This is a genomic window from Actinoplanes sp. NPDC049548 (assembly GCF_040676695.1).
Classification (GTDB): domain Bacteria; phylum Actinomycetota; class Actinomycetes; order Mycobacteriales; family Micromonosporaceae; genus Actinoplanes.
The window spans coordinates 88128-111699 of the sequence record NZ_JBFAPM010000010.1 but is presented as its reverse complement, the minus strand read 5'-3'; the positions used below and the strand labels follow the sequence as shown (position 1 = coordinate 111699).

The window sequence follows — 23572 nt, the reverse complement described above, 5'->3', positions numbered from 1 at the left end:
CAAAGGAGTCGCGGCGTGCTGGCTGACCAGTTCTTCCTGATCGCGCACGAGGACCGGACCGGTCGGTCCCGTCTGCACCCCCGGGCCACCGGCCTGGGCCTCGCCGCCGCCCTCCTGGGCGAGCTGATGCTCGAGGGGCGGCTCCGGATCTTCGACGGTGAGCTCTACATCGAGAGCCGTCAGCCGCCGCGGGACTCGCTCTCGCATTCCGTTCTGGAACTGCTCATCGCCCAGCCGCAGCACCGCGAGGTGCGGACCTGGCTGGCGTACCTGTCGCAGGACGCCGCCGACCGGGTGGGGGAGCGGCTCATGCGGGTGGGCGCCGTCGAGTCCGTGACCCGCCGCCGCATGCTGAGCACCCAGACCTTCTATATGCCGAACAACGAGGTGCAGCGCAACGCCGCCGCCTGGGCCCCGATGCGGCTCGCGAACATCATGGTGCGCGGCCTCGAGATGTCCACCAGCGACCGGCTGCTGGCCGGCCTGGTCGTGGCGACCGGCCTGACCCGGCACGTGCTGTGGGACTTCGAGGTGCACCGGCACGCCCTGACGCAGCTTCCCACCGCCATCGGGACGCTGCCCGAGGACTTCCGGCAGTTGATCGAGCAGACCGAGGCGTCCGTCGGCTCGGTGCTCGCCGTCGGTCGGCGGTGAGCGCCGTCGGCCGTCACCACCGCCGGCGGGACAACATCGATCAATGGGCTGGGAGGCTCTTGATGGCGAGCAAGGACGTGTCCGAACCCGATATCGTGTCCACCGCACTGGCGCGGAATCGGCTCGGCGTCCCGTCGGTGGTGTTCTTCGGTGTTGCCGGAGCGGCCCCGCTCACCGTCGTCATCGGCGCCATCACGACGATCTACGCGGTCGTCGGCAACACCGCGGTGCCCGTCGTCTACCTGGTCGTGGCGGGCATCCTGTCCATCTTCACGGTCGGCTTCGTCGCCATGAGCCGGCACATCGTCAACAGCGGGGCGTTCTACTCGTACATCAGTCACGGGCTGGGGCGGGTCCCGGGCGTCGGCGCGGCGTTCGTGGCGCTGCCCGCGTACGCGATGATGCAGACCGGCCTGTTCGGGCTCTTCGGCGTGGTCGCCTCGGGGGTCCTCGACGGGCTCGGCTTCACGGTCGGCTGGTTCGCCTGCGCGGTCGCGGCCTGGGCGCTGGTCGCCGTGCTCGGCCTGCTCTGGGTCGACCTCAGCGGCAAGGTGCTCGCCGTCCTGCTGGTCGCCGAGATCGTCATCGTGCTCTTCTACGACCTCGTGATGGTCGCCAACCCGGCGGACGGCTCGGTCTCCTTCGCCACGCTGTCCCCGGTCCAGGTGTTCACACCCGAGGTCGCCGCCATGATGGTGCTGGCGATCGCCGGCTTCGTCGGCTTCGAGGCGACCGTGGTGCTGTCCGAGGAGGCGAAGGATCCCAAGCGGACGATCGCGCGGGCCACCCACTGGGCCGTCATCCTCGCCGGCCTGCTCTGCGGGCTGTCGGCCTGGGCCATGTCGGTCGGCGCCGGCCCGGACAACATCGTGGCCGCGGCTAAGGCGGAGGAGACCGACCTGGTCTTCACGCTGGTCAGCCCGCACGTGCCCGAGGCGCTGATCAACGTCGGCTACGTCCTGTTCATGACCAGCATCTTCGCCGCGCTGCTGGCCTTCCACGCCGCGGTGGCGCGCTACCAGTTCGCGCTGGGACGCGAGGGCGTGCTCCCGCGCGCCTGGGGATACACCCATCCCCGTACGGGCGCGCCCATGGTCGGCTCGCTGACCCAGAGCCTGCTCGCGATCGGCGTGCTGGTCGTCTACCGGATCACGGGAGCCGACCCGCTGGTCTACCTGTTCGCGTGGCTGACCGTCGTCGGCGGCCTGGGCGTGCTCATCCTCATGTGGAGCGCCTCCGCCGCCGTGATCGCGTTCTTCGTCCGGCATCCGCACCAGGAGAACGTCTGGCGCGCCAAGGTCGCGCCGATCATCGCCTTCGTGCTGCTCAGCATCATCCTTGCGGCGACCGTCTACGGCCTCGGCGACCTGTTGCAGGTGGAGCCAGGCTCGATGTTCCACTGGCTCTTCCCGACCGGGTACGCCGTCTTCGCCGTCGTCGGCTTCATCTGGGCGGTCGTCATGCGCGCGGCGCGCCCCGAGGTGTACGCGGCGATCGGCCGCGGCGCGGACGGCGGCTTCATCGCCGACGCCCCGCGGCTCAAGGGTTCCCACACCGAGCCGATCAGCGCCCGTGCCATCCTCGCGGCCGCCCGTGAGCAGCAGCCCGGGCACCAGAACCTGCCGATGCCCCGGGCTCCGGAGCCGCCGACCCTGCGGGACGTGCGGGAGACCCCGCCCGACCAGTCGCAGTGGGAGACGCCGCCGGAGCCTTCCCGCTGGCAGTGACCGCAGCCCTACCGGAGAACACGCCGAACCGCCCGCCGGACCTTCAGGAGAAGAGGAGGAGGTGCAGAGGTGCCGGCCGATCCGTCCGCCCCCCAAGAGCGCGGATCCGGCCGAAGCGGCGGGCGGTGCCGGCGTGCTCAGGCGGCCTGCGGGAACTGGTAGATCCAGAACTGCTGAGCGTCCATCATCTCCGCCTCGCAGTTGCCGGAGAAGCGCTGCAGCATCAGCCGGATGACCCGGCCCATCTTGCGCCGGTCGTCGTTGTGCTGGCAGAAGTCGAGCCCGATGATGCCGTTCTGCGCCGCCGCGAACAGGTACATGGCCTCGACGAGGTCGGAGAACGACGCATTGGCGCGGCCGGAGGGCAGCACGGCCACGAAACCGCAGTACCAGATCTTGCGCTGGGCGTAGAGCTCCGGCCAGCGCCGCTCGAAATACTGCGGTGAGATCAGCGGCATCGCGTCCAGATCATTGGTGTACGTCGACAGCCCGCACAACGTGCCCTCGTCGTCGAGACTCAGGTACTTCTGCACCCGGCCGTCGCGCATCACGTCCTCGAACTCGTGGCGGTACATCAGGTGACGCTGGACCGCGAGCGCGTTCAGGCCGCGGAACGACTCCTCGTACATCTTCCACGCGTACTCGATGAGCTCGTCGTCGTTGATCTGCTCGACAACCTTGATGACCATGCGATGCTCCCCGATGTGCTGATGGTCGAGGCCACCCGTTGTTCCTGGCACTCAAGCCGATCGATGGGCTTCTGAACACAGCGTACGGAGCGTGTTTGTCAGATTACAAGGCGTGATTTATGCCAAGGTCAACGTGTCCCGAAATGACATTTTCGCGTGATCCACTGGCCGGCTGGGCCGTAGTTCCCGCAGGTAAGGGCCCGGCAAGCGATCGAGCGCCCGCCGCGGGCGCACCGGGGTGGCCCTCGCCGCGATGTCGTCCATGACACCGAGTTCTGGACTCGTGTCTGATTTCGATCAGCCTTGTCGATCTCGTCTGAGGGGCCGCCGGACCTCAGGGATCGATAGTGGACGATAGGGTGGCCCCGAGATCCGAGCGCCGGAGGTTGTCGACGATGCGAACTTCCCGGAGCGGGGCGCGGCTGCTGGCCGCCGCCTGCGCCGCCGTCACCCTGCTCCTCCCCGCGGTGGCCGCCACCGCCGCCCCCGCCCGCGATGCCGGGGGCACCCAGCCCGTGTACGACTACACCCAGGCGATCCGCGAACAGGTGTGGGTCCAGACGCCGGTGGACAGCGACGCCGACGGTCAACCGGACCGGGTGGCGGTACGCATCATCCGCCCCCGGACCGAGGACGGCCGCAAGGTACCGGTCATCTTCCAGGCGAGCCCCTACTATGCCGGGCTCAACGACGTACCGAACCATGACGACATCGACCGCGACGGCGCCGCCGCCCGGCGCAGCGCGTCTCCCGGCACCGACCGCGCCGCCGAGACGATCGTCTTCTCCGGATACCTCGACAACTACTTCGTGCCCCGGGGCTACGCGGTCGCCTTCGCCGACAGCCTCGGCACCGGCGGGTCGACGGGCTGCCCCACCTCGGGCGGGCGCAACGAGACGCTCGGCATGAAGGCCGTCGTCGACTGGTTCAACGGCCGCGCCCGCGGCTTCGACGCCGCCGGCGCCCCCGCCCGCGCCTCGTGGTCCACCGGCCGCACCGGGATGATCGGCGTCTCCTACAACGGCACCCTGCCCAACGCGGTGGCCTCGACCGGCGTCCGCGGCCTGGAGACGATCGTGCCGATCGCGGGCATCTCCAGCTGGTACGACTACTACCGCGCCAACGGCGGCGTCGTGGCGCCCGGCGGCTTCCAGGGTGAGGACACCGACGTCCTGGCGAAGGCGGTGCTGACCCGGGAGCACCCCGAGGTCTGCGCCGATGTGATGGCGGGGCTGGAACGCGATCAGGACCGGGAGACCGGCGACTACAGCGCGTACTGGGCCGAGCGGGACTATGTGCGCGATGCCGGCAAGGTGCGGGCGAGTGTGCTGCTCGTGCACGGCCTGCACGACGACAACGTGCGTACGCAGCAGGCCGGGCAGTGGTGGGCCGCGCTGGCCCGCACCGGCGTGCCGCGCAAGATCTGGCTGCACCAGGCCGGCCACACCGACCCCTTCAACGTCCGCCGCGACGTCTGGCTCGACACGCTGCACCGCTGGTTCGACCAGTGGCTGTACAAGATCGACACCGGCATCATGCGGGAGCCCCTGGCCGACGTCGAGGTGGCGCCCGGCCAGTGGCGTACCGCCGCGACCTGGCCCGTCCCGGGCACCCGGCCCATGACGCTGGCGCTCGGCGGGCCCGCGGCGGACGGCCGCCCCGGCACCCTCCAGCCGTGGCCGGCCCGCCCCGGAGCGCGGCAGTCGTTCGTCGACGACCCGGCGCGCACGGCCGAGGACCTCGTCGCGGACGAGCTGACCACCGACCCCAACCGGCTCGCGTACCTGTCCGCACCGCTGACGACGGAGGCCCGGCTCTCCGGCACGCCCGAGGTCGGCGTCCGGGCGGATCTGGCCGGCAAGTCGCCGTACCTCACTGCGCTGCTGGTCGACTACGGCACCGCCGACCGGTACGCGGGGATACGCACCGTGCCGGGCCAGGACTGCATCGGCCCCGGCATCCCCGAGGATCCGGGCTGCTTCAACCGCCGCGAGTACGCCACGCAGTCCACGCCGCTGGAGATCGTGAGCCGTGGCTGGCTCGACGTGCGCAACCGCCTCTCGCCGTCGCGGACCACGCCGATCGAGGCGGGCCGGCCCTACACGTTCCGCTGGAACCTGCAGACCGAGGACCACGTGTTCGCGCCGGGGCACCGGATCGGGCTCGTGCTGATCTCCACCGAGCGCGACCACACGCTGCGCTACCCGGCCGGCACCGAGGTCGGCGTGCGCCTGGGCGTCTCCAAGGTGGTCCTGCCGCTGTCCCGCTGACTGCCCCATCCGCGCTCTACCCGCTGCGCCGTGCCCGTCCGGGCGCGGCGCAGCGGCCTTTCGGGCAGCCTACTTTCTCCTCAAACGACAAAAGTTAGACATGCGCACCAAGAAAGTTCTGGTGTGACCGTCGATCGTGGACCACGATATTCACGTCCCTGAATCGAGCCGGTAACACCAGTTCGAAGGAGCAGCATGGTCCGTCCCCTCGTCCTCGCCCTGGTCGCCGGCTGCGCGGCGGTCGTCGCCCAGCCGGCCGCCGCGTACGCCGCTGACCTGCCACCCCAGGAGCCCGGCGTCACCCTGCGTACGTTCGACACCCGCGTACCCCTCACCGAGATCTGCACGCTGAAGCCCGGCCAGACGCCCAGCGTCGACAAGCTCGTCCCCACCGTCGACCTGCGGACCGCCGGCGACTTCGGGTTCGAGGACAACTTCGTCGCCCACGTGCTCGGCAACCTCGACGTCCCGGCCGACGGCTCGTACACGTTCCGGCTCACCAGCGACGACGGCTCCCGGCTGGCGATCGACGGCACCCGCGTGGTCGACAACGACGGGCTGCACGGTGTCGAGTCGAAGGACGGGACCGTCACGCTGACCGCCGGGTACCACTCGCTGTTCGCCGAGTACTTCGAGGCCGGCGGCGGTCAGCAGCTCACCCTCTCGTGGCGGCCGCCGGGCGCCGACGACTTCTCGCTCGTGCCGAGCTCGGTGCTCAGCACCGATGCCGGGGTGGTGCGGGTGACCGCCCCCGGGCAGAAGCAGTGCGAGGGCCAGAACGACACCCCGGGCGACGGGCTGCCGCTCGACGCGGTCAACCCCGGCTACACGCTGACGGACCTGCGTCCCGACGGGTTCCAGCCCCAGGTCTCGGCGATGGCGTGGATGCCCGACGGGCGGATGGTCATCACCACCTGGGGCGGCAGCGACAAGACCGACGGCGAGGTCTACCTGCTGGACCACGTGACCGGCCGGACCGACCCGAGCCGCGTCACCTACCGACGAGTCGCCGGGGGTCTCAAGGAGCCGATGGGCATCGCCGTGGTCGACGGCCTCATCTACGTGTCGCAGAAGCACGAACTCACCGAGCTGCGCGACACCGACGGCGACGACGTGGCCGACCAGCGGCGCACCGTGGCGACGTGGCCGTTCGGCGGCAACTTCCACGAGTTCGCGTTCGGCCTGCTCTACCAGGGCGGCGACTTCTACCTGAACCTGTCCGTCGCCATCGACTACGGCGGCGCGACGACCAACCCGCAGCCGGCGGCGAACCGGGGGACGAGCATCCAGGTCAATCGGCGCACCGGCAAGATCACCTACGTCGCGGGTGGCCTGCGCACGCCCAACGGCATCGGCTGGGGACCCGGCGGCGGCCTGTTCGTCGCCGACAACCAGGGCGGCTGGCTGCCCGCCTCCAAGCTCGTGCGGATCAAGCAGGACCGGTTCTTCAACCACTACACCAACCCGGCCGGCCCGTTCGACGCCGAGGCGGTCACCAAGCCGGTGCTGTGGCTGCCGCAGAACGAGATCGCCAACTCGCCGAGCACGCCGGTGCTGCTCAAGCAGGGGCCGTTCCAGGGGCAGATGCTCTTCGGCGACGTCACGTACGGGGGCCTGCAGCGGGCGTACCTGGAGAAGGTGCACGGCGAGTACCAGGGCGCGGTCTTCCGCCACACCCAAGGGCTCGAGTCCGGCGTCAACCGCACCACGATCGGGCCGGACGGGGCGATCTACATCGGCGGTCTCGGCGCCGACGGCAACTGGGGCCAGGCCGGCAAGCTGCGGTACGGCCTGCAGAAACTCACCCCGAACGGCACGACCGCGTTCGACATGAGGTCCGTGAGCGCCACCCGGACGGGCTTCGTCGTCGAGTACACCAAGCCGCTGTCACCGGAGACGATCGCCAACCTCGGCGCGGCGTACCAGGTGGAGCAGTGGCGGTACGCGCCGACCCCCGCGTACGGGGGACCGAAGGTCGACGAGCAGAAGCTGACGGTCACCGCCGCGAAGGTCTCCGCCGACCGGCGGAAGGTCACCCTGACCATCGACGGCCTCCTGCGGGACCGGGTCGTGCACCTGCGGTCGCCGCGGCCGTTCAGCGCGGCGAGCGGCGAGCAGCTGTGGAGCACCGAGGCCTGGTACACGCTGAACGCCATCCCCGGCGCGCAGCCCGACCAGGTCTTCTACGAGGCGGAGGAGGGCCGCCGCCAGGGCGGTGCCGGCCTCGGCACCGACCACCGCGGCTTCTCGGGCGTCGGCTTCGTCGACAGCTTCGGCACCCTCAACGCCTCCACCACGCTGCACGCCGACGTGAGCAAGGCGGGGGAGTACGAGGTCGGGCTGCGCTACTCCAACGGCCCCAACCCGTTCCAGGGCGACAAGAGCGTCAGCGTGTACGTCAACGGGCGCAAGATCCGCCAGACGGTGCTGCCCACGACCGTGACCTGGGACGACTGGGCCACCAAGACGGAACGGCTGAAGCTGCGCCGCGGTGACAACACGATCGAGTACAGGGTGGACACCGGCGACACCGGGCACGTCAACCTGGACCTGGTCACCGTGCGCCGGCCGGGGGAGCGCATCACGCTCTTCGACGGCACGAACCTCACCGAGTGGCAGCACACCGACGGCCGCACGGCGAGCTGGCCGCGCCTGCCCGGCGGCGCGATGGAGGTGTGCTGCGGCGACCTGCGCACCCGCCAGGCGTTCGGCGACTACCGCCTGCACGTCGAGTTCAAGGTGCCGTTGCTGCCCCCGGACGTCACCGGCCAGAACCGTGGCAACAGCGGGGTCTACCAGCAGGAACGCTACGAGGTCCAGGTCCTTGACTCGTACGGCGACAGCACGCTCGACACCAACGAGGCCGGAGCCATCTACCTGCAGAAGGCCCCGGACGTCAACGCCGCGACCCCGCCGGAGACGTGGCAGACCTACGACATCGACTTCCGGGCGGCCCGCTACGACGCGACCGGGACGAAGACCGCCAACGCCCGGATCACGGTGGTGTGGAACGGTGTGAAGGTGCACGACGACGTGGAGATCACCGGGCCCACCGGCGGCAGTATCGCCGAGGGCCCGGCGACCGGGTCGATCCGCCTGCAGGACCACGGCAACAAGGTCCAGTACCGCAACATCTGGATCGAACCGGCGAACTGAACGAGGCGAGGACGCCCGTCAGAGCGTGCCCTGGCGGGCGTCCTTCCACAGATCCACCGAGGCCGTGCCGCCCTCCAGGATCTTCTCGATCGTGGTCAGCTCGTCGGCGGAGAAGGCGAGGTTGTCCAGCGCGGCCACGTTCTGCTCGAGCTGGTGCACGCTGCTCGCCCCGATCACCAGCGAGGTGACCCGTGGATCCCGCAGCGCCCAGGCCAGGGCCAGCTGGGCGAGGCTCTGCCCGCGGCCCTGGGCGACGTCGTTCAGCTCGTTGAGCCGGGCGACCATCGCCTCGTCGATCGTCTCCGGGTCGAGCGACTTGCCCTGCGTGGCCCGCGACCCCTCCGGGATGCCGCCCAGATACTTGCCGGTGAGCAGCCCCTGCGCCAGCGCGGTGAAGCCGATGACGCCGGCGCCGACCTCCTCGGCGGCGTCGAGCAGGCCCTCGGTCTCGATCCAGCGGTTCAGCATCGAGTACGACGGCTGGTGGATCAGCAGCGGAGTGCCGAGCTCGCGCAACAGCGCCGCCATCCGCCGGGTGTGCTCGGCGTCGTAGGAGGAGATGCCCACGTACAGCGCCTTGCCGGCGCGCACGGCGGCGTCGAGGGCGGAGGCGGTCTCCTCCAGCGGGGTTGTGGGATCGAACCGGTGCGAGTAGAAGATGTCGACGTAGTCCAGGCCCATCCGGCCCAGCGACTGGTCCAGGCTGGCGAGGACGTACTTGCGGCCGCCGCCACCCTGGCCGTAAGGGCCGGGCCACATGTCCCAGCCGGCCTTCGTCGACACCACGATCTCGTCCCGGTACGCCCGCAGGTCCTCGCGCATCAGGCGGCCGAAATTGATCTCCGCGGCGCCGTACGGCGGCCCGTAGTTGTTGGCCAGGTCGAAGTGGGTGACGCCGAGGTCGAACGCCCGGCGGACGATGGCCTGCTGCTGCTCGTACGGCCTGTCGTCGCCGAAGTTGTGCCAGAAGCCGAGGGACAGCAGGGGCAGGTCGAGGCCCGAGCGCCCGGTGCGGCGGTACTGCATCTTGCCGGAGTATCGGTCGGCAGCCGCGAGGTAGCTCAACTCCGGCCGTCCCGGACCGCCGCCTTCACGGTCTGCACGTCCCGCTTGGTGCTGTCGACCGCCGCGGTCGGCGCCGGCGGGACCGCCTGCTCCACCTGCTTCTTGCCCAGCAGGGCGGCGACGCCCGCCACGGCCAGCACCACCGCGGTGACCACGAGCGCGGCCACCCAGGCCGGCATGGCCAGCGCCAGCAGCGCGCCGACGGTCAGCAGCAGGGTGGAGACGCCGTACAGGGCCAGGACCCCGGCGCCGCCCAGCATCCCCGCGCCGGTCCCGGCCCGCTTTCCCTTCTCCACCATCTCCGTGCGCGCCAGCGCCAGCTCCTCGCGTACGAGGGTGGAGACCTGCTCGCTCATCCGGCTGACCAGCTCCGCGGTCGACGCCTCGGCGGACCCGTCCAGCCGCATCCGTGTATCGGTCATGGTTCACCACTACCCGAGGTCAGAGCGGATATGCGGTGCGAAAGCCTCAAGTGCCCCGGCTGCCTGCCGATGCCTGCGCCGCAAGGGGGAACGCGCACCGGCCGCGGCGCCGGAATCGGGCACCGGTCCCGCGGCCCCCGGCCCGCCACCCGGCGGGCCGCCCACCGGTCCGAGCCGCCTGGCGTCGTGGCTCGGGCCGGTCCGGGGCAGTCGGTCGCGGCTGCCCGGCGGAACCGGTGATCCCGCCGTATCGTGGATCCGTGTTCCTCATCTTCGGCCTGCGCACCAAGGACCGCTTCCACTCCTCGCCGGTGCACCGCTGCGACTTCTGCGGTGTGACGGCGGCGCAGTCCCTGATCGAACGGACGACGAAGTTCAGCCTGTTCTTCATCCCGTTGTTCCCGGTGCGCCCGTCACGCTGGATCCGGGCCTGCACCCACTGCGGCGGCTCCCGCGAGATCAGCCGCCGCGAGGCCGTCGCCGCCGCCTGATCAGTCGCCGTACTTCAGCGCCAGGAGGCTCGCGCCGGTCGGTTCGCTGGGAGTGGCGGGTCGTGCTTCGGACAACGGCCGGTCAGCTGTACAGACGGCCGGGCCGGAAGGCGGACGGCTCGCGGCGCGGCACGACCGGGTACAGGCTGGAGTGCACCTGCCACGAGGGCGGCTGCCGCGGCTCCGGCGTGGCCAGCGACCGGGCGAGGGCGCGCAGCATGTCCTGCAGCGCGGTGTGCAGCCGCGGGTCCGCGATGAAGCCGTCCTCACCCACGGCGTGAGGCGTCAGCGGGATGCGGATGCACGCGGACTTGAGCACCCTGGCGCCGGCGTGGCCGAGGACCGTCTCCAGCGTTGCGAGGGCGGCCTGGTCCTCGGCGGGCGGGGTGACCGACAGCCAGGCCGCCGGCTTGCCGCGCAGGTCGTCGCCGTCGACCAGCCAGTCGAGCAGGTTCTTCAGGCTGCCGGGCAGCGAGCCGGCGTACTCGGGGGTGCTGACCAGGACGGCGTCCGCCGCCCCGGCGCGGTGCCGCAGCAGGGCGACCGTGGCGGGCATGGCGGCCTCGCCCGGGACGTACGCCGCAAGGTCGCGCAGGCCGTCGTACCGGGTGACCGCGATGTCCGCCGGGGCCGACCGGACGGCGGTCCGCAGCGCGGCGGTGTGCAGGGACCCGTCCCGGGTGTCGCCCGAGATCAGGAGGATGCGCGTCATGACGGAGACGATAGGGCCCGGCACGCCCGTCGGCCGGTCACGACGCGGCGGCCGTCACGCCCTTTTCCGGGCCTGAAACACGGCGTCCCGGTGCGCGCCGCCCTTTGCCGGCTCGGCGATGCGCGTCGTGGCCTACACTGCGGGCCATGCCGACCGTGGCCGTCGCCCGTACAACGGGATGAGCGCGCCACCGGCCCGGATCCTGGTGTACGGGGTGACCGGCGCCGGGAAGACGACGCTGGCCCGGCGGATCGGCGAGCGGTTCGGCCTGCCCTGGCACTCGGTGGACGACCTGACCTGGGAACCCGGCTGGGTGCAGGTGCCGGTGGAGGTCCAGCGGGCCCGGATCGCGGCCGTGTGCGCGCAGGAGCGATGGGTGCTCGACCATGCGTACGGTGCCTGGCTGGACCTGCCCCTGTCCCGGGCCGACCTGGTCATCGGGCTGGACTTCCCGCGCTGGCTGTCGCTGGGCCGGCTGGTGCGGCGGACCGTCGTCCGGATGGTCCGCCGCGAGCGCGTCTGCAACGGCAACGTCGAGTCGCTGCGGGTGACGCTGTCGAGGGAATCAATCATCGTCTGGCACTTCCAGTCGTTCGCGCGCAAACGGCAGCGCATGCGCGCGTGGACAGCCGATCCGTACATGCCCGCCGTGCTGCTCTTCCGCCGGCCGAGCGAGGTGGAAGCCTGGCTTGAGCACTCGCTCAAAACGTCGTAGGCTCCGCGCAGTTGAGCGAACGCTCAACCGGGGGATGCGGGCATGCGAGGGATCTACGTCGAGACGGTGATCGCGGTACCCCTCGCCGTGGTCTGGGAGGCGACCCAGGATCCGGCCGACCACTGCCGCTGGGACGCCCGGTTCGGGCGCATCGAGCCCGTTGCCGGCACCGCCCCCGCCGAGTTCCGCTACACCACGGCGGTCCTGCCCGGCGTCGCGATCGGGGGGTTCGGCATCCATGCCGGGCAGCGCGACCGGCCCGACGGCTCCCGCACGTCGGCGCTGCGGTTCGGTTCCACCGACCGGCGCTCGTTGATCGCCGCCGGCCGCGGCTACTGGCGGTACGTGCCGGGCCCGGGTGGGGTGCGCTTCCTGACCGGGTACGCGTACACGCCGCGCTGGGGTCTCCCGGGCCGCCTGGCGGACCTCGCGTTCCGCCCCCTGTTCGGGTGGGCGACCGCGTGGTCGTTCGACCGGCTCCGGTTGCGGCTCGAACGCGGCGTGCCACCGGAGCGGGCGCTGCGCAACGCCTGGCGTCAGGTGACGCTGCGCGCCGCGGTGCTCGCGAGCGTCGCCGCCCTCGGGGCCGGCTGGGCCCTCGTCGCCCTCACCTCGCTCGTCCTGCTCGTTCTGCCACCCGGGCGCGACACGCCGGCCGCCCGCCGATGCCTGCGCCGCCCGCCCGACCGCCTCGCCGCCCGGGCGCCGTCCCTGCTGGAGACCCTGTGACCTCGATCTTCGAACGCGCCCTCGGTGCCGACTTCGCCCGCCTGCACCCGCGGCTGCAGGACCGCTTCGGCGAGCACCGCGGCTGCGTCGGCACCGGGGTCATGGACCGCATCTGGCGCGGGCCCGCGTACGTGAAACCGTTCCTTCGTCTGGGCACCGCCCGGCACGTCCTGTTCCCGGAGACCGGCACGGCGATCCCGTTCACCATCGAGAACTACGCCTACACCGACTCGTACGGCCGTCCGACGCTGACGTTCGTGCGTACCTTCGAGGTCGCCGCCGCCCGGCGGCGCCGGTTCGACGCCACGATGATCTGGAGCGAGCAGCGGCAGGTCCTCGTCGACTACCTCGGCACCCACCAGCACATCGCGGTGGACCTGCACCTGTCGGTCGACGCGGACGGTGGCCTGCACATCCGCAGCGGCCACCAGCGTTTCCGCGGCGGCGTCCCCTGCCCGCGAGCGCTGAGCGGCGACGCCCGGCTGCACGAGTGGTACGACGACACCACCGGCCGCTTCCGCATCGAGGTGGCCGTCGAGAACCGCCATCTCGGACCGGTCTTCGGATACTCGGGCAGCTTCACCGCCCAGTACGTCGACCACTCCGCCCCCGTGCCCGCGGCGGTCCGGCCGCTACGGGAGAATCCTCGCGAATGAGGGAGGGCCGTTGAGCGCCGACACCCGCGCGAAACTGATCGAGGGAAGCCTGGCGGCGTTGCGTGCCCACGGCATCGCCGGCGTGTCGGCTCGCACCATCGCCAAGGAGGCCGGGGTCAACCAGGCGCTGGTCTTCTACCACTTCGGCTCGATCGACCAGCTGCTCGCCGAGGCGTGCCGGTCGGCGACGGAGGCGCGCGTCGCGGCGTACCGGAAAAGGTTCTCGGCCGTCACCTCCCTGCGTGAGCTGCTGGACCTCGGCCGGGACCTGCACGCGGAGGAGCGGGAGCAGGGCAACGTGACCGTCCTCGCCCAGCTGCTCGCGGGCGCCCAGTCCGACCCGCGCCTCGTGCCGGCGGTGTCCGGGGCGCTCGCGCTGTGGACCGCCGAGATCGAGCAGGTCATCGCCCGGTTGCTCGTACGGTCGCCGATCGCGGAGCTGGCCGAGCCCGCCGGCCTGGCGAGTGCCGTGTCCGCCGCCTTCGTCGGCCTCGAACTGTTCGAGGGCGTCGACGAGCCGGCGGCGGCGTCGGCCTTCCTCGCCCTGGAACGCCTCGCCGTCCTCGCCGAGGTGGTGGACGACCTGGGCCCGGTGGCCCGGCGGGCATTGCGCGCGAAGCTGCGCACCCGCCGGAGCTGACCGGGCCGGCTCAGGCCTTGGCGTCCGTGACGGTGAAGCCGGGCAGCTCGGGCAGCAGCAGGTCGGCGGTACGCCCGACCCGGTCGACGACGGCGATCTCGCGGATGTGCCAGGCGCCGGCGGGGGCGTAGGCGGGCAGGGTGCCGACGAATTCGAGGATGCCGTCGTTGCGGGTGCCGGAGATCAGGCGGGGGTCCTGCAGGGCGATGAGGGGGCCGTCGGGGGTGGTGACCCAGACGGCGCCCGGGCCTTCGGCGACGCCACTGCGGTCGTCGGTGACGCGCATGCGCAGCCGCAGGATCCGCTGGGCGCTGTTGTCGAGCGTGGGCGCGCTGACCCACTGCACCGAGGACTCGTCCACCACCGGGGCCGCGAGGTCTGCCACTCCGGTCACGGTGAAGCCGGGTAGGTCCGGTTCCAGCAGGTCGGTGCTGCGGTCCACGCGGTCGACGACGGCGATCTCGCGGATGTGCCAGGCGCCGGCGGGGGCGTAGGCGGGCAGGGTGCCGACGAATTCGAGGATGCCGTCGTTGCGGGTGCCGGAGATCAGGCGGGGGTCCTGCAGGGCGATGAGGGGGCCGTCGGGGGTGGTGACCCAGACGGCGCCGCGGTTCTCGGCCACGCCGCTGCGGTCGTCGGTCACGCGTACGCGCAGCCGCAGCGTGCGCTCCACACTGTTGTCCAGCGTGGCGGCACTGATCCACCGCACCGAGGACTCGTCCACCACCGGTGCCGTGACGTCCGCCTCTCCGGTCACGGTGAAGCCGGGTAGGTCCGGTTCCAGCAGGTCGGTGCTGCGGTCCACGCGGTCGACGACGGCGATCTCGCGGATGCGCCAGGCGCCGGCGGGGGCGTAGGCGGGCAGGGTGCCGACGAATTCGAGGATGCCGTCGTTGCGGGTGCCGGAGATCAGGCGGGGGTCCTGCAGGGCGATGAGGGGGCCGTCGGGGGTGGTGACCCAGACGGCGCCGCGGTTCTCGGCCACGCCGCTGCGGTCGTCGGTCACGCGTACGCGCAGCCGCAGGGTGCGCTCGGCGCTGTTGTCCAGCGTGGGCGCGCTGATCCACTGCACCGAGGACTCGTCCACCTTCGGGGCGGCCAGGTCCGAGCACGAGGTCACCGGGGAGACGTCGGCGGCGTCCCGCCGGCAGGTGTCCAGCCCGGTGCCGCCCCGGATGTCGTCCGCGCCGTCGCCCCCGGTGAGCCGGTCGTCGCCGGGGCCACCGTCGAGCCGGTCGTCGCCGGGATCGCCGTTCACGACGTCGTTGCCGTCGCCGCTCTGCACCCGGTCGTCGCCCGTGCCGCCGTCGATGCGGTCGTTGCCCCGGTCGCCGGTGACGGTGTCGTTGCCGTCGCCGCCCTGGACGCGGTCGTTGCCGGCGCCGCCGTCGATGCGGTCGTTGCCCCGGTCGCCGGTGACGGTGTCGTTGCCGTCGCCGCCCTGGACGCGGTCGTCGCCGGCGCCGCCGCCGATCGAGTCGTCCCCTCGGCCGCCGACGATGATGTCGTTGCCGCTCCCGCCGTCGATGATGTCGTTGCCGTCGCCGCCGCTGATCACATCGTTGCCGCCGAGACCGCAGATGACGTCGTGGCCCGTGGTGCCGGTGAGCCGGTCGTTGCCGGAGGTGCCGACCACCGTGCAGGCGCGCGCCCGGCCGGTCTGCCCGGTGGTCGGCGCCGCTGCGGCGGCCCCGGGCACGGCGATGCCGGCGAGGACGGCGGCCAGGACGGGCACGGCGAGTCGGGAAGTGCGGATCACGGCGGGTCGCTCCAGGCGTCGGGCAGGCGTCGGCAACAGCACCCGAGGTAATCGGCAGCGCACGGTGCGTGGTGTAGAAAAAACCCGGCTGACGCGCCCGTTAGGATGCATCCATGGGGGACGATGTGATCGAGAAGGCGCTCGGACTGCTCTGCGACAGGTACATCTTCCCGGCGAAGGCCGCCGAGGCCGCCACCCTGATCCGGGCCAAGCGCGACGCCGGCGCCTACGACGGACTCGACGAGACCGCGCTCGGTGAGCGGCTCACCGAGGTCCTTCAAGGCATCTGCGCCGACAAGCACCTGCGGGTACGCCCTCGCGGCGAGGACGTGCGGGAGGCGCTCACCGAGGAACAGATCGTCGCCGCGTACGAACAGCAGCTGCGGCGCAACAACCACGGCATCGCGCGGGTCGAGCGGCTGGAGGGCAACGTCGGGTATCTCGACGTGCGGCAGATCCCCGACGCCTCGGTGGGTGGCCGCGCCATCGCCGCCGCCATGGAGCTGGTGTCGCACACCGCGGCGCTGATCGTCGACCTGCGGAAAAACCGGGGCGGCGCGCCCAACGGCGTCATCTTCTGGACCAGCTACTTCTTTCCCGACGACCAGACCCACCTCAACGACATCTACGACGGTGAGAGCGGCCGCACCAGGCAGTTCTGGAGCCTCGCGCACCTGCCGGGCGAGCGCTACCTGGACCGGCCGGTGTACCTGCTGACCAGCGACGTCACCTTCTCGGCGGGCGAGGAGCTCTGCTACAACCTGCAGGCACAGGGGCGGGCCACGCTCGTCGGTGCCACGACGCGCGGCGGGGCGCACCCGACGGAGTACTTCCCGCTGTCGCCCACGATGGAGATCACCGTGCCGGTCGCGCGCTCGGTCAATCCGGTCACCGGCACGAACTGGGAGGGCACCGGGGTGGTCCCGGACGTCGAGGTTCCGGCTGAGGACGCTTTCGCGTACGCGTACCGGAAAGCCCTCGACCATGTGCTGGCCACCGGAACCTCGACGGCCCTGCTGGACGAGGCGCGGGCGGCTGTTGCCGGGCTGCCGTCGGCCTGACGCCATGGCCTGCTACCAGCGGATGACGTTCCACCTCGACACCGAGCGCCTCATCATGAGGCCCTGGGACGTGAACGATGCCGAGAGCCTCCGGGCCCTCCACGCGGAGCGAGGAGACGGCACGCCGTCCATCGAGGACGCTCGGCGACTCATCGCCGACATGCTGGCCGGGACGGAACGGACGGGGATCGCGCTGCTGCCGGTCCGGTGCCGCGGTTCGGAGGAGCTCATCGGCTACTGCGGCCTCATCGTCGGCCGGTCCGGCATCGACGAACCCGAGATCGCGTACGAGTTGTTCGGACGAGCGCACGGCCGCGGCTACGCCACGGAGGCCGCCAGGGCGGTGGTCGACGCGGCCGCCGCCACCGGACGGACACGGCTGTGGTCGACGGTACGCGCGTGGAATGCGCCTTCGTTCCGTGTTCTCGAGAAGCTGGGATTCCAGCGGGATCACGTCACCACCGACGACCGCGGCGAGCTGGTGTGGCTCACCCGTACGTTGCCCTGAGCGCTCACAGGATGGTGCCGCTGACGTAGAGCGGGGTGAGCACGAGCAGCGTCATCGGGAGGCTGATGTGCAGCATCGCGGGGCCCACCGGCGGCAGCGTCGACGAACCGGACGCCTGCTGGCCGAGCGGCAACCATGAGGTGACGCGATGGCCCTGCGTGCAGACGAGCACCAGGGCCACGATTACCGCGAGCCCGTAGCCCAGGAGGAACAGGTCGGGCGGCTCCTGGCTGGCGACGCCGAGGACACCCCAGACGACGGTCAAGCCGAAAACCGCGACGGTGGTGACGACCAGTCCGGGCCGGCTCAGCCGCCGGACGCCGAGGCGCCAGGCCAGGACCACCAGCAGGAGGCACAACACCGCCGCCAGGCCGGCGCGGACGGTCAGGAGCGTGTCGGCGTTCGCCGCGGTGTCCCGGATGCGGTCGGGGTTCAGCACACCCTGCGAGACCAACGTTCCCGGTATCCGCTCACCGGGGACCATGGCGGGCTCGCTGTAGTCGGTGTTCCGGTCGTATGCATCGGGCGCGACCACCGTCACCGACAGCAGCGCGGACGTGCCGAAGAGGGCGGCGAGGGCCCGGAGGGCGAGCAGGGCGCGGCGCACCGCTGCCGGGCCGGCGAACCGGTCGAGCGCGTGGGGCGGCCCGGCCGGCGGGCCCGGCGCCGTACCGGTCAGCCAGGCCACCCGGCGGCTGAGGGCCGTCACGTCGCCGTCGCGGAAGTCCAGCCATTGCAGTCGTTGCAGCTCATCGGCCGCTTCGGGGGGCCGGACGCTCGAGCCGATCACCGCGACGGACCGGCCGGAAGCCAGCTGGTCCGCGGCCCACCGCCAGTCGGTGACGTTGGTGACCACGACGACCTGCAGATCCGCGTCGGCCTTACCGACCGTCAGGCCGGCGGCGGTGAACGCCGTGGCAACCTGGTGCGCTATGGCCGCGTCGGCCGGCGCGTGGTGGACGACGGCCGTGCGGGCGTGCTGGAGCGCCAGGTGACGCGGTCGCCGGTCGGGTGCGTCGCGCAGCGCCCGGCGGCGGATCCACTGGGGTGCCTCCCCGGCGGGCAGCCACCGGAAGGTGGACCGCGACGCCAGCAGGCAGGCCAGTGCGGCGACGTTGAGGGGCAGCAGGAGCAGCGTGGCGATGACGTAGTAGCCACCGGACAGGTCGGACTCGGTCTCGGTGAGGTCCACGTTCCAGTCCACGCCGTGGGCCAGCGCCGCCACCATGGTGTTGAGCAGGTTCCCGGCGTACTGGTAGAACGGCACGGCCAGCAGCAGCGTGACCCACAGCGGCGTGAACCGGGCCTGGCGCCGCCGGAACTGTCGGAGCACCTGCCACAGGAATCCGGCGAAGACGCCGGCGACCGCCGGGGCGGTGACCGCCCGCACGATCTGCAACGGCTCGGCCAGTGACCAGTCCATGTCCACCATGATCAGTTCGGTGGGGTAGACGAGCAGGTTGCCGAGGACCGCCACCAGGTTCATCAGCAGCGCGGCGCTCACGGTCGCGATCGCCGCCGGCCGTCGTCGCCATGCCGGACGATCCGCACCGGTCGCGGGCTCGCCGCCGGCGATCATCCGGCCGAGTGCCGCGGCGCCGGCCTCGAAACGTACGCGGACGTCGACCCGCGGGGCCCCGGACAGCTCCGGCGGCAGATCCACGGTGTCCACGACCGCTACGAGCACCGGCGTACCGGCCTGCAGGGCCCGCCGCCACTCCCGCTGCGTGTACGCGGACGCGAGCGCCTCCGGCGAGGCGAGCAGCACCAGCACGTCCGCCCGGTCCACCGCCTCCTCGATCGCCCGGGTCCAGTCGTCCCCCGCGGCGAGGCGCTGCACGTCGAACCACACGTCCGAGCCCTGACCGGCCAGAAGTGCGGCCAGCTGCTCGGCGGCGTGGAACTGCCGGCGCGAGTAGCACAGGAACACCCGCTTCGTGTCGATCTCGCTCACCCCCCGGCCTTCAGGCTCTCAGCCGCCGCGCCGCCCTGATCGGACACTTCGTGTGCGGGGGCGGCCGGTCTGCCATCATCGCGGGCATGCGCCTGCTCGGAGCCTTGCACGACCCCGCGGACCATGCGAGCGCCGTCACCGCGTCCGGGATGACGATGTCGCGGCACGAACTGCTCGGGCGGGCGGCTGCCCTCGCGGGGGAGCTGCACGGCGTACCGATGGCCGCTGTTCATGCGGTGCCCGGCCTTCCCTCGATCGTCGCCGTGACGGCCGGCCTGCTGGCCGGCGTGCCGGTCGTGCCCGTGCCGCCGGACGCCGGTGAGCTGGAACGCGCGCACGTCCTGCGCGACTCCGGCGCGGCGCTCATGTTGTCCGACGATCCCGCGGCCGGTGGTGACAGCGGCGTGCCCGTCGTGCCGGTCATGCGGCCCGGCCACGGGACCGTGCCGGCCGAGCCGCCCGCCGGTGCGCCGGCCCTGGTGCTCTACACGAGTGGCACCACCGGCCCGCCGAAGGGTGTCGTGCTGTCGCGTGCGGCGATCGCGGCCGACCTCGGCGCGCTCGCCGAGGCGTGGCAGTGGACGGCCGGCGACACCCTCGTGCACGGACTGCCGCTCTACCACGTGCACGGTCTCGTTCTCGGGGTCCTCGGTGCGCTGCGGACCGGGTCGCCGCTGGTGCACACCGGACGGCCCACCCCGCAGGCGTACGCGGAAGCCGGCGGCACCCTCTACTTCGGCGTACCGACGGTGTGGTCCCGGGTGTGCGCCGCCCCGGAGGCCGCGCGGGCGCTGCGGGGCGCGCGGCTGCTCGTCTCCGGCAGTGCGCCGCTGCCCGTCCCGGTGTTCGACGACCTCGTGACGCTCACCGGTCAGGCGCCGGTCGAGCGCTACGGGATGACCGAGACCCTGATCACGGTCAGCGCCCACGCCGACGGTGACCGGCGCCCGGGACACGTCGGCGTCCCGCTCGCCGGTGTGCAGACCCGGCTGGTGGGTGACGCCGGGGAGCCGCTGCCCGGCGACGGCACCACCATCGGCCACCTGCAGGTGCGCGGCGCCACGCTCTTCGACGGTTACCTGCAGCCGGACGGCAGCGCCGCCGCGCCGCTGACCGACGGCTGGTACGCCACCGGCGACGTCGCCACCATCGGCCCGGACGGGTGGCACCGCATCGTCGGACGGGCGTCCACCGACCTCATCAAGACCGGCGGCTACCGCGTCGGTGCGGGCGAGGTGGAGGACGCGCTGCTGCTGCACCCGGCCGTGCGGGAGGCCGCCGTGGTGGGGACCCCGCACCCGGACCTGGGCGAGCAGGTCACCGCGTACGTGGTCGCCGACGGCCGGCCCGCCGCCGAGGAGCTCGTCGCGTTCGTCGCCGGCAAGCTCGCCGCGCACAAGCGCCCCCGGGTCGTCCACATCGTCACGGAACTGCCCCGCAACGCCATGGGCAAGGTGCAGAAGACGCGCTTACGATGACCCATGGGCGCATACCGGCAGGCGTACGAGCGCAGCATGCACGACCCGGAAGGTTTCTGGCGCGACGCCGCCACCGCCATCGACTGGGTGATGCCGCCGGGGGAGATCCTCGACCGCAGTGCCGCGCCGCTCTACCGCTGGTTTCCCGATGCCCGGCTCAACACCTGCCACAACGCCCTGGACCGGCACGTCGACGCGGGGCGCGGTGACCAGCCGGCGCTGATCCACGACAGCCCGGTCACGGGGGTGCTGCGCACGTACAGCTACCGCGAGCTGCGCGACGAGGTGGCCCTGTTCGCCGGGGCGCTGCGCCGGCTCGGCGTCGGCGTGGGTGACCGGGTCGTGCTGTACATGGCGATGGTGCCGCAGACGGTCGTGGCCATGCTCGCCTGTGCCCGGCTCGGCGCGGTGCACTCGGTGGTCTTCGGCGGGTTCGGGGCGCGGGAGCTCGCCGCGCGCATCGACGACGCCCGTCCCACGGTGATCGTCGCGACGTCCTGCGGGGTCGAGCCCGGCCGGATCGTGGCCTACCAGCCGATGCTCGACGCGGCGCTGGCCGAGGCCACGCACGTACCGGCGCACGTGGTCGTCCTGCAGCGGCCGCAGGGACCCGCCGAGCTGGTCCGCGACACCGACCTGACCTGGGACGACGCGCTGCTGGGCGCCGTACCCGCGGAGTGTGTGCCGGTGGCCGCGACCGACCCGCTCTACATCCTCTACACCTCGGGCACGACCGGGCGCCCGAAGGGCGTGGTCCGCGACAACGGCGGCCACGCGGTCGCCCTGCGCTGGTCCATGGAGGCCGTCTTCGCCACCGGGCCGGGCGACGTCTTCTGGGCCGCGTCCGACGTCGGCTGGGTCGTCGGGCACTCCTACATCGTGTACGCGCCACTGCTCACCGGCGCCACCACCGTCCTCTACGAGGGCAAGCCGGTCGGCACCCCCGACGCCGGCGCGTTCTGGCGGGTGGCCGCCCAGCACGGGGTGACCACGATGTTCACCGCGCCGACCGCGATCCGGGCGGTGAAGAAGGAGGACCCGGACGGCAAGCTCGCCGAGGGGTACGACCTGTCCCGGCTGCGGCTGCTCTTCCTCGCCGGCGAACGGCTCGACCCGGAGACGTATGCGTGGGCGGGGCGGCTGCTGGGCGTACCCGTGATCGACAACTGGTGGCAGACCGAGACCGGCTGGCCGATCGCGGCCTCGCCGCGCGGCCTGGAGACGTTGCCCACCAAGCCGGGCTCGCCGTCGGTGCCGGTTCCCGGTTTCCGGGTCCGGGTCGTCGACGGTACGGGCGCAGACGTGCCACCCGGCGAGGAGGGCTCGATCGTCCTCGGCCTGCCGCTGCCGCCGGGCTGCCTGCCCACCCTCTGGGGCGACGACGAGCGCTACGTCTCCTCCTACCTGTCGGCGTTCCCGGGCACCTACCTCACCGGCGACGGCGGGCACTTCGACACCGACGGCTACCTGTACGTGATGGGCCGCACCGACGACGTGATCAACGTGGCCGGGCACCGCCTGTCGACCGGCGCGATGGAAGAGGTCCTGGCCGCCCACCCGGCCGTCGCCGAATGCGCCGTGATCGGCGTGCTCGACCCGCTCAAGGGCCAGGTGCCGCGGGGTTTCGTGGTGCTCAAGGCGGGAGCGGACGTCGACCCCGCCGAGCTCGTCGCGCTGGTCCGCGACCGCATCGGGCCGGTCGCCGCGCTGCGCCGGGTGGACGTGGTGAAGGGGCTGCCCAAGACCCGTTCCGGCAAGATCCTGCGGCGGACCATGCGGGGCATCGCCGACGGCCGCACCGAGCCGGTGCCCTCCACCATCGACGACCCGGCCGTGCTCGACAGACTGCGCCCCGTCCTGTCGGATAGGGGACATGACGATCACCATCGCCGACGTCCGTGATGCTGCCGAGCGGCTCGACGGGGTCGCCCACCGTACGCCGGTGCTGCGCTCGCGCACCCTCGACGCGCTCGTGGGCGCCGAGGTCTTCCTCAAGTGCGAGAACTTCCAGCGGATCGGCGCCTTCAAGTTCCGCGGGGCGTACAACGCGTGCTCGCGGCTGAGCGCCGAGCAGCTGGGGCGGGGGATCGCCGCGTACTCGTCGGGCAACCACGCGCAGGCCGTCGCCCTCTCCGCGCGGGAGCTGGGCAGCAAGGCGGTGATCCTCATGCCCGAGGACACGCCGCCGTCGAAACGGGCGGCCGCCGAGGGCTACGGCGCCGAGGTGGTCACCTACGACCGCTACTCCGGCGACCGGGTCGCTCTGGGTGCCGCGCTCGCCGCCGAGCGGGGGCTGACGCTGATCCCGCCGTACGAGCACCCGCACGTGATGGCCGGCCAGGGCACCGCGGCGCTCGAGCTGATCGAGGAGGTCGGTGAGCTCGACGCCCTGCTCGTGCCCGTGGGTGGCGGCGGGCTGATGGCCGGCAGCGCCACCGCCGCGAAGGCCCTGCTGCCGCGGATCCGGATGATCGGCGTGGAACCGGTCGGCGGGGACGACACCCGGCGCTCGCTCGCGGCCGGCGTTCGGGTGAGCGTCCCGGTGCCGAAGACCATCGCGGACGGCCAGGCGGCGCCGACCCCGGGGGAACTGACCTTCGCGGTCAACCGCCGCCTCGTCGACGAGATCGCGCTGGTCAGCGACGACGACATCCGCGACGCCATGCGGTACGCCTTCGACCGGATGCGCATCGTCGTGGAACCCAGCGGCGCCACCGGCATCGCCGCGCTGCTCGCGGGCCGGGTCACCGCCGGCGGCCGGGTCGGCGTGATCATCTCCGGGGGCAACATCGACGTCCCGAGGTTCAGTAATCTGCTGTCGCGATGACCTGTGCGGCCACTACTGTCGGGTAGCCGCCGCGAGGCTGGTCGAACACGGCGCTGGTC

The 23572-nt window shown here is 72.1% G+C and carries 20 protein-coding genes; 14 read left to right on the top strand and 6 right to left on the bottom strand.

The genetic code is table 11. The annotated features are described in order from the left end of the window. Nucleotides 1-15 precede the first annotated feature (15 nt). A complete protein-coding gene (locus tag AB0J80_RS20895) occupies nucleotides 16-654 on the top strand; it encodes a GPP34 family phosphoprotein (protein ID WP_364707209.1) in 639 nt (212 codons plus the stop codon). 62 nt (nucleotides 655-716) lie between these two features. Further along, entirely contained in the window at nucleotides 717-2381 is a 1665-nt protein-coding gene (locus AB0J80_RS20890; protein ID WP_364707207.1) for an APC family permease, read from the top strand. Nucleotides 2382-2518: 137 nt separating this feature from the next. Here the strand turns inward: AB0J80_RS20890 and AB0J80_RS20885 are convergent, their stop codons facing one another. After that, the gene (locus tag AB0J80_RS20885; protein WP_364707206.1) at nucleotides 2519-3070 is read right to left on the bottom strand and encodes a hypothetical protein; all 552 of its coding nucleotides are present in this window, start codon (nucleotides 3068-3070) and stop codon (nucleotides 2519-2521) included. A gap of 395 nt (nucleotides 3071-3465) precedes the next feature. Here AB0J80_RS20885 and AB0J80_RS20880 point away from each other — a divergent pair, with 395 nt between their 5' ends. Together AB0J80_RS20880 and AB0J80_RS20875 are read left to right on the top strand one after the other, a co-directional pair. Then, complete coding sequence (locus AB0J80_RS20880; RefSeq protein ID WP_364707204.1) at nucleotides 3466-5340, top strand: Xaa-Pro dipeptidyl-peptidase; 1875 nt, start codon at nucleotides 3466-3468, stop codon at nucleotides 5338-5340. Nucleotides 5341-5535: 195 nt separating this feature from the next. Continuing rightward, a complete protein-coding gene (locus AB0J80_RS20875; protein ID WP_364707203.1) occupies nucleotides 5536-8496 on the top strand; it encodes a family 16 glycoside hydrolase in 2961 nt (986 codons plus the stop codon). Nucleotides 8497-8514: 18 nt separating this feature from the next. Here the strand turns inward: AB0J80_RS20875 and mgrA are convergent, their stop codons facing one another. Both mgrA and AB0J80_RS20865 read right to left on the bottom strand, forming a co-directional pair. Next, nucleotides 8515-9561 carry an L-glyceraldehyde 3-phosphate reductase gene (mgrA, locus tag AB0J80_RS20870; protein ID WP_364707201.1) on the bottom strand — a complete coding sequence of 349 codons (1047 nt, stop codon included), beginning with the start codon at nucleotides 9559-9561 and terminating at the stop codon, nucleotides 8515-8517. Further along, nucleotides 9558-9983: a phage holin family protein gene (locus tag AB0J80_RS20865; RefSeq protein ID WP_364707199.1), complete on the bottom strand. Its 426-nt coding sequence runs from the start codon at nucleotides 9981-9983 to the stop codon at nucleotides 9558-9560. Before AB0J80_RS20865 ends, mgrA begins: the two co-directional genes overlap by 4 nt. A 260-nt stretch (nucleotides 9984-10243) precedes the next feature. On the opposite strand from AB0J80_RS20865, the gene AB0J80_RS20860 reads away from it, so the two are divergent. Next, nucleotides 10244-10474, top strand: a complete 231-nt coding sequence (locus AB0J80_RS20860) for a zinc-ribbon domain-containing protein (protein WP_364707197.1) — start codon at nucleotides 10244-10246, stop codon at nucleotides 10472-10474. 82 nt (nucleotides 10475-10556) lie between these two features. On the opposite strand, the gene AB0J80_RS20855 is transcribed toward AB0J80_RS20860, so the two are convergent. Continuing rightward, on the bottom strand, nucleotides 10557-11186 hold the full coding sequence (locus AB0J80_RS20855) for an NAD(P)H-dependent oxidoreductase (RefSeq protein ID WP_364707195.1): 630 nt from the start codon (nucleotides 11184-11186) through the stop codon (nucleotides 10557-10559). 127 nt (nucleotides 11187-11313) lie between these two features. Here AB0J80_RS20855 and AB0J80_RS20850 point away from each other — a divergent pair, with 127 nt between their 5' ends. Genes AB0J80_RS20850 through AB0J80_RS20835 form a run of 4 tightly spaced genes read left to right on the top strand, consistent with a single transcriptional unit; the run spans nucleotide 11314 to nucleotide 13926 of the window. Beyond that, nucleotides 11314-11901 carry an adenylate kinase gene (locus tag AB0J80_RS20850; protein ID WP_364707194.1) on the top strand — a complete coding sequence of 196 codons (588 nt, stop codon included), beginning with the start codon at nucleotides 11314-11316 and terminating at the stop codon, nucleotides 11899-11901. 42 nt (nucleotides 11902-11943) lie between these two features. Beyond that, entirely contained in the window at nucleotides 11944-12630 is a 687-nt protein-coding gene (locus AB0J80_RS20845) for a hypothetical protein (RefSeq protein WP_364707192.1), read from the top strand. Further along, nucleotides 12627-13286: a DUF4166 domain-containing protein gene (locus AB0J80_RS20840; protein WP_364707190.1), complete on the top strand. Its 660-nt coding sequence runs from the start codon at nucleotides 12627-12629 to the stop codon at nucleotides 13284-13286. The genes AB0J80_RS20845 and AB0J80_RS20840 overlap by 4 nt, the downstream gene beginning before the upstream one ends. 10 nt (nucleotides 13287-13296) lie before the next feature. Then, nucleotides 13297-13926, top strand: coding sequence for a TetR family transcriptional regulator (locus AB0J80_RS20835; protein ID WP_364707188.1), 630 nt, complete (start codon nucleotides 13297-13299; stop codon nucleotides 13924-13926). A gap of 10 nt (nucleotides 13927-13936) precedes the next feature. On the opposite strand, the gene AB0J80_RS20830 is transcribed toward AB0J80_RS20835, so the two are convergent. Beyond that, a complete protein-coding gene (locus AB0J80_RS20830) occupies nucleotides 13937-15685 on the bottom strand; it encodes a calcium-binding protein (RefSeq protein ID WP_364707186.1) in 1749 nt (582 codons plus the stop codon). Between the two features lie 113 nt (nucleotides 15686-15798). Between AB0J80_RS20830 and AB0J80_RS20825 the strand changes: the two genes are divergently transcribed. Beyond that, a complete protein-coding gene (locus tag AB0J80_RS20825; protein WP_364707184.1) occupies nucleotides 15799-16746 on the top strand; it encodes a S41 family peptidase in 948 nt (315 codons plus the stop codon). Nucleotides 16747-16750: 4 nt separating this feature from the next. Then, nucleotides 16751-17254, top strand: a complete 504-nt coding sequence (locus AB0J80_RS20820) for a GNAT family N-acetyltransferase (protein ID WP_364707181.1) — start codon at nucleotides 16751-16753, stop codon at nucleotides 17252-17254. Between the two features lie 4 nt (nucleotides 17255-17258). On the opposite strand, the gene AB0J80_RS20815 is transcribed toward AB0J80_RS20820, so the two are convergent. After that, nucleotides 17259-19208, bottom strand: a complete 1950-nt coding sequence (locus AB0J80_RS20815; protein ID WP_364707179.1) for a toll/interleukin-1 receptor domain-containing protein — start codon at nucleotides 19206-19208, stop codon at nucleotides 17259-17261. Between the two features lie 86 nt (nucleotides 19209-19294). Here AB0J80_RS20815 and AB0J80_RS20810 point away from each other — a divergent pair, with 86 nt between their 5' ends. Genes AB0J80_RS20810 through AB0J80_RS20800 form a run of 3 tightly spaced genes read left to right on the top strand, consistent with a single transcriptional unit; the run spans nucleotide 19295 to nucleotide 23513 of the window. Further along, nucleotides 19295-20686 carry an acyl-CoA synthetase gene (locus tag AB0J80_RS20810; protein WP_364707176.1) on the top strand — a complete coding sequence of 464 codons (1392 nt, stop codon included), beginning with the start codon at nucleotides 19295-19297 and terminating at the stop codon, nucleotides 20684-20686. A gap of 3 nt (nucleotides 20687-20689) precedes the next feature. Then, nucleotides 20690-22588, top strand: coding sequence for a propionyl-CoA synthetase (locus tag AB0J80_RS20805; protein WP_364707174.1), 1899 nt, complete (start codon nucleotides 20690-20692; stop codon nucleotides 22586-22588). Beyond that, on the top strand, nucleotides 22560-23513 hold the full coding sequence (locus AB0J80_RS20800; protein ID WP_364707171.1) for a pyridoxal-phosphate dependent enzyme: 954 nt from the start codon (nucleotides 22560-22562) through the stop codon (nucleotides 23511-23513). Before AB0J80_RS20805 ends, AB0J80_RS20800 begins: the two co-directional genes overlap by 29 nt. Nucleotides 23514-23572 lie beyond the last annotated feature (59 nt).

Coding starts and splice junctions, on each gene's coding strand:
- AB0J80_RS20845 (WP_364707192.1), top strand. CDS start 11,944: ATGCGAGGGATCTACGTCGAGACGGTGATCGCGGTACCCCTCGCCGTG.
- AB0J80_RS20805 (WP_364707174.1), top strand. CDS start 20,690: ATGGGCGCATACCGGCAGGCGTACGAGCGCAGCATGCACGACCCGGAA.
- AB0J80_RS20865 (WP_364707199.1), bottom strand. CDS start 9,983: ATGACCGATACACGGATGCGGCTGGACGGGTCCGCCGAGGCGTCGACC.
- AB0J80_RS20855 (WP_364707195.1), bottom strand. CDS start 11,186: ATGACGCGCATCCTCCTGATCTCGGGCGACACCCGGGACGGGTCCCTG.
- AB0J80_RS20885 (WP_364707206.1), bottom strand. CDS start 3,070: ATGGTCATCAAGGTTGTCGAGCAGATCAACGACGACGAGCTCATCGAG.
- AB0J80_RS20810 (WP_364707176.1), top strand. CDS start 19,295: ATGCGCCTGCTCGGAGCCTTGCACGACCCCGCGGACCATGCGAGCGCC.
- AB0J80_RS20800 (WP_364707171.1), top strand. CDS start 22,560: ATGACGATCACCATCGCCGACGTCCGTGATGCTGCCGAGCGGCTCGAC.
- AB0J80_RS20880 (WP_364707204.1), top strand. CDS start 3,466: ATGCGAACTTCCCGGAGCGGGGCGCGGCTGCTGGCCGCCGCCTGCGCC.
- AB0J80_RS20890 (WP_364707207.1), top strand. CDS start 717: ATGGCGAGCAAGGACGTGTCCGAACCCGATATCGTGTCCACCGCACTG.
- AB0J80_RS20820 (WP_364707181.1), top strand. CDS start 16,751: ATGGCCTGCTACCAGCGGATGACGTTCCACCTCGACACCGAGCGCCTC.
- AB0J80_RS20875 (WP_364707203.1), top strand. CDS start 5,536: ATGGTCCGTCCCCTCGTCCTCGCCCTGGTCGCCGGCTGCGCGGCGGTC.
- AB0J80_RS20825 (WP_364707184.1), top strand. CDS start 15,799: ATGGGGGACGATGTGATCGAGAAGGCGCTCGGACTGCTCTGCGACAGG.